This window comes from Carboxydothermus pertinax (genome assembly GCF_001950255.1).
GTDB lineage: Bacteria > Bacillota > Z-2901 > Carboxydothermales > Carboxydothermaceae > Carboxydothermus > Carboxydothermus pertinax.
In genome coordinates this window covers 1-292 of sequence record NZ_BDJK01000022.1, presented here as the reverse complement: position 1 = coordinate 292, position 292 = coordinate 1, and the positions used below count along the sequence as shown (strand labels likewise).

The following is a 292-nucleotide window of genomic DNA, read 5'->3' as shown; positions in this document are numbered from 1 at the left end:
TGAACTGGTCAAGACTTAGTAGACACAAAAAATACTAGATGAACCCCTGTTCAATTCTATATTGGACGGGGGTTTTGTAATTAAGGGCAAATGAAGGTCTTTCTTTATTGTAAAAATCAATAGCTTTTTCTATAGTTTTACGTAAATCATCGGCATAATAATAATTAAAATCATATTTTAAGATATGTTTAAACCAGCCAAAAAAACTTTCCATAACGGCATTGTCCCGGGGATTTCCTGCTCTTGACATACTTTGTGTAACGTTGTATTGTTCAAGTAGGCTGATAAAGCT

General features: G+C 33.2%; 1 protein-coding gene. It reads right to left on the bottom strand.

The genetic code is table 11. The features are described from left to right. Window positions 1-34: 34 nt before the first annotated feature. Window positions 35-292, bottom strand: a 258-nt coding sequence (locus cpu_RS07450) for an integrase core domain-containing protein (RefSeq protein WP_143299309.1), incomplete at its 5' end; no start/stop codon positions are given.